Consider the following 8823-nt stretch of genomic DNA (forward strand, 5'->3'; position numbering starts at 1 on the left):
CCCTTGTGCGAATGGTTGATTCTCCATTAATGAGAAGCTAGTTTCCAATCCATGGATCAGTTCCTGGCCTTCACGGTGGTCGGCCTGAGCACCGCCGCCATCTACGCCGTGATCGGTAGCGGCCTGGTGCTCACCCACACCACGGCCGGGGTCTTCAACTTCGCCCACGGTGCGGCCGGAATGCTCGCGGCCTTCGCCTACTGGCAGCTCGCCGTCGGCTGGGGCTGGCCGGTGCCGGTCGCCCTGGCCGTCGTGCTCCTCGTCCTCGCGCCCGCCTTCGGCCTCTTCGTCGAACGCGTCCTGATGCGCCCCGTACAGGCCCTGGGGGAGGCCGAACGCCTCGTGATGACGGTCGCGTTGCTCGCCGGCTGCATCGCGCTCGCCCGCTGGGTCTGGGATCCCAACACACCCCGCCCGCTCATCCCCTTCTTCGCCGGCGAACCCGCCATCCGGCTCGGCCCGGCCGTCGTCACCTGGCACCAGGCGATCACCATGGCGACCGCGCTCGCCATCGCCGCCGGCCTGTGGTTCCTGCTCCACCGCACGCGGGCCGGCACGGAGATGCGCGCCTCCGTCGACGACCGTGCCCTCGCCGGGCTGACCGGCGCCGACCCGCTGCGCGCCGGCCGGCTCGCCTGGGTGCTCGGCATCCAGCTCGCCGCCGTCGGCGGCATCCTCATCGCCCCCACCGTCGCGCTCGACGCCCAGCAGCTCTCCCTGCTCATCGTCAGCGCCTACACCGCAGCCGTCTTCGGACGACTGCGCAGCCTGCCCCTCACCTTCCTCGGCGCGGTCGTCGTAGGCCTCCTGGAGGCCTACCTGGCCGGCTACCTGCCGCAGAACGACTACCTGCCAGGACTGCGCCTGGCCGCCCCCGCCCTGCTGCTCTTCCTGGCCCTGCTCGCCTTCCCGCACCACCGGCTGCGCGGCCGCGACCGTACGGTCGTCCGCGTCCCGCTTCCGGGCAGGCGCGGCAGCCTGGTCCTGGCGGGCTGTGTCCTCCTCCTGGCGCTGGTCCTGGTCAGCGTGCTCACCGAGGACCAGGTCATCTCGTACGGCACGCTCTTCTCGCTCGGTGTGATCGCCCTGTCCTATGTGCCGCTCGCCGGCTACGCCGGGCAGGTCTCCCTCTGCCAGCTCTCCATCGCCGGAATCGGCGCGGTGGTCTGGGGCCACCTCGGCGCGCACGGCGAGCTGTGGGCGCTGCCGGCCGCCGTCCTGGTCGCCGCGGCCGTCGGCGCCCTGGTCGCGCTGCCCGCGCTACGGCTGTCGGGCATCTACCTGGCGCTCGGCACCGTCGCCTTCGCCACCGTCCTCGACCGCTGGATCTTCACCCTGCCCGCCTTCGACGTCCTGGGCGTACACATCGCCCTGTTCGACCAGGGCTCGGTCTCCGTGTCCGGCCCCGACCTGTTCGGCCTGCACCTCACCTCACCGGCCGAACTGCTCCTCCTCGCCGCCGTCTGCCTGGCCGTCACCTCGGTCGGCGTGGCCGCCCTGCGCCGCGGTCGCTTCGGACGGCGGCTGATCGCCCTGCGCGACAGCGAGGCCGCCTACGCCACCCTCGGCGGCCGCCTGCTGGTCGCCAAGGTCGCCGTCTTCGCCCTCTCCGCCGGCATCGCGGGACTGGGCGGCGCGCTCTACGGCATGCAGCTCCAGACCGTCACCGCCGACCAGTTCAACCTCGTCGCCGGACTGCCCGTCTTCCTGATCGCGGTCGTCGGCGGTCTCGGATCGGTCGGCACCGGCCTGTTCACCGGTCTCGCCTACGTCGTGCCCACGCAACTGCTGGACGGGCTCGGCACCTGGGCACAGAACCTGGCCGCCCTCCTCGTCGCCCTCGCGGGGATGGGCTTCGCACACAGCCCGAGCGGTGTGATCGCACAACTGCGGGCCGACTGGGCGCCGCTGGGCCGCGACCGGCGACTGCTGCCCGCCCTGCTCGGCGTGCTCGCCGTGTGCTGGGCGCTCGCCGTGTTCGTCCCGGGCGGCGGATGGCCGTCCGTTGTGGCCGCTCTGCTGGTGGCCGTGACCCTGCGCGGCCGTGCCGCCGCACGCGAGGCCGCCCCCGCCGACATCCCGCCCGAATGGTGGGGCGTACGCCGTCCCTGGCGGCCCGAGGACGAGGAGGTGCTGACCCGTGCCACCGTTGTTGCAGGTTGACGAGATCACCGTCGCCTTCGGCGGCCGACGCGCCCTGGACGGGGTGTCGCTGGCCGCCGAGGCCGGCCGGGTCACCGGCCTGATCGGCCCCAACGGGGCCGGGAAGAGCACGCTGTTCGACACCGTCTCCGGGCTCCGCCGCCCGGGGACCGGCCGGGTACGGCTCGACGGACGCGACATCACCCGCGAAGGCCCCGCCCGCCGGGCCCGGCGCGGCCTGTCCCGGACCTTCCAGCACCTGGAACTCTTCGGCCGCCTCTCCGTCCGCGACAACCTCCTCGTCGCCGCCGAACTCGGCCCCTGCCACCGACGCGCGGCCCGTACGACGGACGCCGTACTGGACCGGCTCGGCCTGACCGGCACCGCCGAAGCCCCGACGGACGCCCTGCCCACCGGCATCGCCCGCCTCGTCGAGGTCGGCCGCGCCCTCGTCCAGGAACCCCGCGTCCTGCTCCTCGACGAACCCGCCGCCGGACAGGACGCCGAGGAGACCGAGCACTTCGCGGCCCTGCTGCGCTCCCTCGCGGCCGAGGGCACGGCGGTCGTCCTGGTCGAGCACGACATGAGCCTGGTGATGGCCGTCTGCGACGAGGTCTACGTCCTCGACCTCGGCCGTGTCGTCGCCTGCGGCCCGCCTTCGCAGATCCAGCAGGACGAGACGGTCCTCGCGGCCTACCTGGGGGAGACATGACCGTGCCCGACACACCACTGCTGGAACTCTCCGGCGTCCGCGCCGCCTACCACGGCATCACCGTGCTGCACGGCGTGGACCTGGCCGTCACGGCAGGGCAGGTGGTGGCGCTCCTGGGCCCCAACGGCGCGGGCAAGACGACCGTCCTCAAGGTCGCCGCCGGACTCCATCCGCCCAGCGGCGGACGGCTGTCGATGGGCGGCCGGGATGCCGCGGGGATCCGCCCGGGCCGCCTGGCCCGCGCGGGCGTCTGCCTGATCCCGGAGGGCCGCGGAGTCTTCCCCAACCTCACCGTCCGCGACAACCTGCTGATGATGACCTTCTGCGGCCGCGGCCGCAGTCGCGAGGAGATCGAGGAGACCGCCTACGGCCGCTTCCCCGTCCTCGCCGCCCGCCGCACCCAGCAGGCCGGCACCCTCTCCGGGGGCGAGCAGCAGATGCTCGCCCTCGCCCGCGGCCTGGCCACCGACCCGGCCGTGCTCCTGCTCGACGAACTCTCCATGGGGCTCGCCCCGATGGTCGTCGCCGAACTCTACGAACTCGTCGCCGAGATCGCCCGGCAGGGCGTCGCGGTCCTGGTCGTCGAGCAGTTCGCGTCCGCCGTACTGAAGATCGCCGACCATGCCGCCGTCCTCGTCCGCGGCCGGATCCAGTGGCAGGGGCACCCCGACAGCTCCCTGCAGGCCGAACTCTCCTCCTACTACCTGGGGAGCGCCCCATGACGTCAGCACCCGTACCGGCCTCGCGGGCGGACCGGTTCGTCCGCGAACTCGCCGAACTGAAGATCCCCGACCCCGCGGCGGCCCGCACCACCCTCTGGCTCCGCCTCGGCGGACTGCTGATGGCCGCGGGACTCGTCCTCGGCGCCCTCGCCTTCCCGCTCGCCCACGCCACGGACAGCTCCCTCGCCCAGGGCGACGCACTCGCCCTCGGCCTGGGCGGCATCACGGCCGCCGTGGTGGGCGGCGCCCTGTTCCTGCGCTACTCACTCACCAACTTCCTGCGCTTCTGGCTCGCCCGTCAGTCCTTCGACCTGGACCGGCTGGGGGAGCGCCTCAGCGAAACCGCCGGAGCCGCGAAAACCCTCCCGAGCGAAACCGCCGTAGCCGCGCGGACGGACAACTCACCAGCACCAGAAGGAGATCCACGCAATGGCGCTGCCCCCACGCCCAGGTGACCAGCTCGCCTCCGCCACCTCCACCACCCGCGTGATCGTCATCCGGGCCCCGTCGGACACGGCGACCGGCGCCATCGAGTGCGGCGGCGCGCCGATGGTGTCCGCCAAGGAGGCGCCCGCCCCACCGTCCGGCGGCGAGCGGCCCGACACGCTCATCGGCAAGCGCTACGTCGACGCCGCCGACACCCTCGAACTCCTCTGCACCGCCTCCGGAGCAGGCCACCTCACCGTCGGCGGACAGCCGCTGCAGATCAAGGCACCGAAGGCGCTGCCCGCCTCGGACTGACCCAAGCCCCAAGGAGCCCTCATGAACCGCGACGACATGATCCTCATCAGCGTCGACGACCACATCATCGAGCCGCCCGACCTGTTCGCGAACCACCTGCCGGACCGCTACAAGAAGGACGCCCCCCGCCTGGTCCACCGCGAGGACGGCAGCGACGTCTGGCAGTTCCGGGACAACCGCATCGGCAACGCCGCGCTCAACGCCGTCGCCGGCCGTCCCAAGGAGGAGTACGGCATGGACCCGCAGGGCCTGGACGAGATCAGGCCCGGCTGCTACGACGTGGACGAACGCGTCGCCGACATGAACGCCGGCGGTGTCCTCGCCCAGATGAACTTCCCGTCCTTCCCCGGCTTCTCCGCCCGCCTCTTCGCCACCGAGGACTCCGACTTCTCGCTCGCCCTGGTCCGCGCCTACAACGACTGGCACATCGACGAGTGGTGCGGGGCCCACCCCGGCCGGTTCATCCCGATGGCCCTGCCCGCCATCTGGGACGCCGAGCTGTGCGCCCAGGAGATCCGCCGGGTCGCCGAGAAGGGCTGCCACTCGCTGACCTTCCCCGAGAACCCCGTCCCGCTCGGCTACCCCAGCTTCCACACCGAGTACTGGGACCCGGTATGGCGGGCCCTGACCGACTGCGGCACGGTGATGAACCTGCACATCGGCTCCTCCGGCCGTCTCGCCGTCACCGCTCCCGACGCCCCGCCGGACGTGATGATCACCCTCCAGCCCATCAACCTCGTCCAGGCCGCCGCCGACCTGATGTGGTCCCGGGTGCTCAAGGAGTACCCCGGCATCAGGATCGCCCTGTCGGAGGGCGGCACCGGCTGGATCCCGTACTTCCTGGAACGGCTCGACCGCACCTACGAGATGCACGCCACCTGGACCCTCCAGGACTTCCACGGCAAGCTCCCCTCGGAGGTTTTCCGCGAGCACTTCCTCACCTGCTTCATCAGCGACCCCATCGGGGTGCGGCTGCGCAACGAGATCGGCATCGACAACATCTGCTGGGAGGCCGACTACCCCCACAGCGACTCCATGTGGCCGAACGCGCCGGAGGAACTGCACCAGGTGCTCACCGCGAACTCGGCGACGGACGAGGAGATCGACAAGATGACGCATCGGAACGCGATGCGCTGGTACTCGTTCGACCCGTTCGCCCACGTCCCGCGCGAGCAGGCCACCGTAGGCGCGCTGCGCAAGGCGGCCGAGGGACACGACGTGTCCGTCCAGCCCCGCAGCCACCAGGTCATCGCCCCCGCGGAGAAGCTCGCCACCTACCGCCGGAAGGCGCAGGCGGCGCTGGCGGCCGCCGAACAATGAGGCAACGCCGCTGACGGGAGGGCGCGGGCGCGATGCCCCGCCCTCCCCCCGGCGTCACAGCAGTGCTCGCCGCTGACGGCTACGACTCCCGCGCGGGGGTCGAGAACCGGCCCGCCGTCAACTCCGTGCGGCGAGACTCTCCAGCAACTCGACCGCCAGGGCGGCGTTTTCGTACGGAACGAACAAGTGATCGTGATAGAAGCCGGCGATGACATTGCAGCTGATCCCTGCGTCGGCGAGGACCTGTGAAACGGCGGCCGTGAGACCGACCGCTGCCAGGGAGGAGTGCACACGCAGGGTGATCCGGGCGGCAACGTAGTCGTATCGCAGCCCGATCCTGTCGGCGTCCTCCCGGAGGAGAACCAGAGTGAGCCCCTCGTCCTCGGCGACGGTCGCGACCGGGGCGATGCCCGGCGGAAGTTCCTTGCCGCCGCTTGAAACGAACACGTACTCACCGGCGTGACGTTCGGGATTCATGGTGCCGAGCAGAACCGACAGCTGGGTTTCTCCGGACATGGTTCTACTCCTGTGCGTGATGCGAAGACCTGACCGGCGACGGATCCCAGGCCGTGTGTGGCGGTGCGGGGCGGTCACCCAGGGGATTGCGGACATGCCGACGCACGGCTCGCCACCGTATACCGCCTGTCAGCTGCCAGGCGGTATCCATGCCGGTGGACGGTTCGGCCCGATCAGCGCGCGGCAGGCGGATTCCGTTGGTCTCGGCAAACCTTCGGGTGATCACAGTGTTCCTTTACGGTGATGTGTCGGATCCGCCGAAGCGGGGCAGCGAGGCACCTCAGGCCGTTCCCGCCGTGCGGTGGGCCCGGGCGTGACCGAGGATGAGCTCGGTGACGGCGTCCGGCCGGTCGAGTTGGAAGAAGTGGCCGGCGCCCGCGGCACTCGTGTGCAGACTGCTCTGGATCAGGCCCAGGATCGGCACGACGAGCGTCTGCATCATCGACACGAGCATGGAGGCCAGCCCCAGCGCGAGGACGATGACCATCTCATTCCCAGTTGGCGTGCCCATGGGGGACCGGCTCCTTCGGCTGTCGCGAGGAATCAATTCCTTGAGGGCATCGATAGATGAGGTCCTCAAGGAATTACGCGGCCGACAGTAGGGGCAGATGCTTGAGGTGGTCAAGCTTCGAAGTCATCAAGTAGTTCGGGTACGCTCTGTGGTCATGAGTACCTCTGTGCCTGGTCAGGTGACGCCGGTGTCCGTCCCGTCCAAGATCGAGCTCCTGGAGCTCCTCTCGGCGGTGGGCAGCGCGGTGTGCCAGGACTTCGCGGCCGCCGCGGCCCCGCACGGCCTCACGCACATGCAGGTCAAGGTCCTGACCCACGTCCACCGTGACCCGGCCTCGATGCGGGAGATCGCCGAGCAGCTGTCCTGCGACGCCTCCAACATCACCGGGATCGTCGACCGCCTGGAAGCGGGCGGCTTCGTGCGTCGCGAGGTGAGCCCCACCGACCGCCGCGTGAAGAACGTGATCGCCACCGACGCCGGCCGCGACGTGCTGCGCGGCATCCGCGGCACGATGCAGGCCCACGGCGCCGTCGACACCCTCGACTCCGGCGAACGAGCCACGCTGTACGCACTGTTGGAGCGGCTGCGTCCGGCGATTCAGCAGGGTGGCCTGTCGTCGAACGGCTGACCGGGCCTGCCGGCGTCGAGGGCGTGATCGCCCGGCGTGCGCTTCCCGCGCCGCGCCGTCTGCCTCACGCGCGGCGACGCGCGGTGACAGAGCCCTTGCGGCTTGGCGCGGAAGTTGTCACGCTGGTTGTCCAGACCGCTTGCTCCAGCCCGCTCCACGGCGTTCGCGAGATCGCCGGCCCGACCAGTCCCGGCTCGATACGTTCGTGCGCGCTGCTCTTCCTCCCGGCGCTGATGCGCGTACACCGCGCACACGTACTTCAGCGACTGGCCGGACAGCCGCCGCCTCACCTGTGGAGCACACCATGGACGCGAGCGAGGAGGCCGCCCGCGGCCTGACCGACATCCAGGACTTCCTGTACCAGCAGGCTCATCTGCGAGCGGCACGCCGGCGCGTCGCGGACTTCACCGCGCAGGAGCCGGGGCTGACCCGGGAGCAGCGGACCGACATCGAGCGCTGGTACCTCGAGGAACAGGCGTACGTCGCCCGCATGGTGACCGACCACATCACCGCCAGCATCAACGAGGTGGAACAGCGCCATCGCGTCCGCTTCGGGCACTGGCTGCGCGGAACCCTCACCGCGATGATCCTGATCACCGTGGCCATGGTGCTGTGCGTCACGGTGGTGCTGGTCGGCGCGTCGTAGGCGACGCCGTCCGTCGACCGCACGGCCCCGGCACATTCCCAGTACGGCCACGCACGACAGGCACGGCAGCGGCCCCCGCCCACCCGCCTGTTCCCTCCCCTGCGCCTGCTTCCGCGTGCGCAGGCGCGCCGGATCCGTACGGCGTCCTCCTCCCGCACGGTCACGTGTCACAGATTCGCCTGCCGGCCCGTCTCCATGACAGCCACGGCGTGTCCGCGCACGCACGACGAGCACTGGAGGTTTCCGCCGCCATGACCACCACACACGGCGGCCTGACGGTGTCACATCCACGTCGATGAATGGGGGCAGGGGCATGGGTGACCGGAGTCGGGAAAGCGACGTACGGCAGCAGGAGGGAAAGGGGGAGAGGATCGCCGACTGGGTCGACGGACGCCTCGGTGTCCACGGCCTGATCAGAGGAAAGGCACGCAAGGCCTTCCCCGACCACTGGTCGTTCATGCTGGGCGAGATCTGCCTCTACAGCTTCGTCGTCCTCGTAGTCACCGGCGCCTATCTGACGCTGTACTTCCACCCCTCCATGAACGAAGTCCAGTACAACGGAAGCTACGCCCCGTTGAAGGGCCAGACGGTGTCGGAGGCGTACAACTCGACGCTGCACCTCTCCTTCGACGTCCGTGGCGGCCTGCTGATCAGGCAGGCACATCACTGGGCGGCGCTCGTCTTCGTCGGGGCCATGCTCGTCCATATGATGCGGGTGTTCTTCACCGGAGCCTTCCGCAAACCCCGCGAATTCCAGTGGCTGTTCGGGTTTCTCCTGCTGGTCCTCGGAATGTTCGGAGGGCTGACCGGATACGACCTCCCGGACGACCTTCTCTCCGGAACCGGGCTCGCCGTCGTGAACGGAACGATCCTCTCCGTACCGGT

11 protein-coding genes are annotated in these 8823 nt (G+C 70.5%); 9 read left to right on the plus strand and 2 right to left on the minus strand.

The genetic code is table 11. The features are described 5' to 3' along the window. Positions 1–51: 51 nt before the first annotated feature. Genes AB0D85_RS17115 through AB0D85_RS17140 form a run of 6 tightly spaced genes read left to right on the plus strand, consistent with a single transcriptional unit; the run spans position 52 to position 5637 of the window. Complete coding sequence (locus AB0D85_RS17115) at positions 52–2163, plus strand: ABC transporter permease (RefSeq protein ID WP_362320297.1); 2112 nt, start codon at positions 52–54, stop codon at positions 2161–2163. Continuing rightward, positions 2141–2854, plus strand: a complete 714-nt coding sequence (locus AB0D85_RS17120; protein WP_362320300.1) for an ABC transporter ATP-binding protein — start codon at positions 2141–2143, stop codon at positions 2852–2854. Before AB0D85_RS17115 ends, AB0D85_RS17120 begins: the two co-directional genes overlap by 23 nt. A 2-nt stretch (positions 2855–2856) precedes the next feature. After that, complete coding sequence (locus tag AB0D85_RS17125) at positions 2857–3576, plus strand: ABC transporter ATP-binding protein (protein ID WP_362320303.1); 720 nt, start codon at positions 2857–2859, stop codon at positions 3574–3576. Continuing rightward, the gene (locus tag AB0D85_RS17130) at positions 3573–4031 is read left to right on the plus strand and encodes a hypothetical protein (RefSeq protein ID WP_362320306.1); all 459 of its coding nucleotides are present in this window, start codon (positions 3573–3575) and stop codon (positions 4029–4031) included. Before AB0D85_RS17125 ends, AB0D85_RS17130 begins: the two co-directional genes overlap by 4 nt. Beyond that, entirely contained in the window at positions 4006–4317 is a 312-nt protein-coding gene (locus tag AB0D85_RS17135; RefSeq protein ID WP_362320308.1) for a hypothetical protein, read from the plus strand. The genes AB0D85_RS17130 and AB0D85_RS17135 overlap by 26 nt, the downstream gene beginning before the upstream one ends. 21 nt (positions 4318–4338) lie before the next feature. Beyond that, complete coding sequence (locus tag AB0D85_RS17140) at positions 4339–5637, plus strand: amidohydrolase family protein (protein WP_362320311.1); 1299 nt, start codon at positions 4339–4341, stop codon at positions 5635–5637. Positions 5638–5754: 117 nt separating this feature from the next. Here AB0D85_RS17140 and AB0D85_RS17145 read toward each other — a convergent pair whose 3' ends face one another. Together AB0D85_RS17145 and AB0D85_RS17150 are read right to left on the minus strand one after the other, a co-directional pair. Further along, complete coding sequence (locus AB0D85_RS17145) at positions 5755–6153, minus strand: ACT domain-containing protein (RefSeq protein ID WP_362320314.1); 399 nt, start codon at positions 6151–6153, stop codon at positions 5755–5757. Positions 6154–6433: 280 nt separating this feature from the next. Further along, positions 6434–6664, minus strand: a complete 231-nt coding sequence (locus AB0D85_RS17150; protein ID WP_362320317.1) for a hypothetical protein — start codon at positions 6662–6664, stop codon at positions 6434–6436. A 154-nt stretch (positions 6665–6818) separates the two neighbouring features. Between AB0D85_RS17150 and AB0D85_RS17155 the strand changes: the two genes are divergently transcribed. The 3 genes from AB0D85_RS17155 to AB0D85_RS17165 all read left to right on the plus strand — a co-directional run. Then, positions 6819–7292 (plus strand): MarR family transcriptional regulator, encoded by a 474-nt coding sequence (locus AB0D85_RS17155; protein WP_362320321.1) that lies wholly within the window; start codon positions 6819–6821, stop codon positions 7290–7292. 304 nt (positions 7293–7596) lie between these two features. After that, positions 7597–7938, plus strand: a complete 342-nt coding sequence (locus AB0D85_RS17160; protein WP_362320324.1) for a hypothetical protein — start codon at positions 7597–7599, stop codon at positions 7936–7938. A 313-nt stretch (positions 7939–8251) separates the two neighbouring features. Continuing rightward, on the plus strand, positions 8252–8823 hold a 572-nt coding region (locus AB0D85_RS17165), incomplete at its 3' end, for a cytochrome b N-terminal domain-containing protein (RefSeq protein WP_362320327.1).

It is taken from the genome of Streptomyces sp. NPDC048277 (genome assembly GCF_040652235.1).
Taxonomy (GTDB): Bacteria; Actinomycetota; Actinomycetes; order Streptomycetales; family Streptomycetaceae; genus Streptomyces.

Coding starts and splice junctions, on each gene's coding strand:
- AB0D85_RS17115 (WP_362320297.1), top strand. CDS start 52: ATGGATCAGTTCCTGGCCTTCACGGTGGTCGGCCTGAGCACCGCCGCC.
- AB0D85_RS17130 (WP_362320306.1), top strand. CDS start 3,573: ATGACGTCAGCACCCGTACCGGCCTCGCGGGCGGACCGGTTCGTCCGC.
- AB0D85_RS17135 (WP_362320308.1), top strand. CDS start 4,006: ATGGCGCTGCCCCCACGCCCAGGTGACCAGCTCGCCTCCGCCACCTCC.
- AB0D85_RS17140 (WP_362320311.1), top strand. CDS start 4,339: ATGAACCGCGACGACATGATCCTCATCAGCGTCGACGACCACATCATC.
- AB0D85_RS17145 (WP_362320314.1), bottom strand. CDS start 6,153: ATGTCCGGAGAAACCCAGCTGTCGGTTCTGCTCGGCACCATGAATCCC.
- AB0D85_RS17150 (WP_362320317.1), bottom strand. CDS start 6,664: ATGGGCACGCCAACTGGGAATGAGATGGTCATCGTCCTCGCGCTGGGG.
- AB0D85_RS17155 (WP_362320321.1), top strand. CDS start 6,819: ATGAGTACCTCTGTGCCTGGTCAGGTGACGCCGGTGTCCGTCCCGTCC.
- AB0D85_RS17160 (WP_362320324.1), top strand. CDS start 7,597: ATGGACGCGAGCGAGGAGGCCGCCCGCGGCCTGACCGACATCCAGGAC.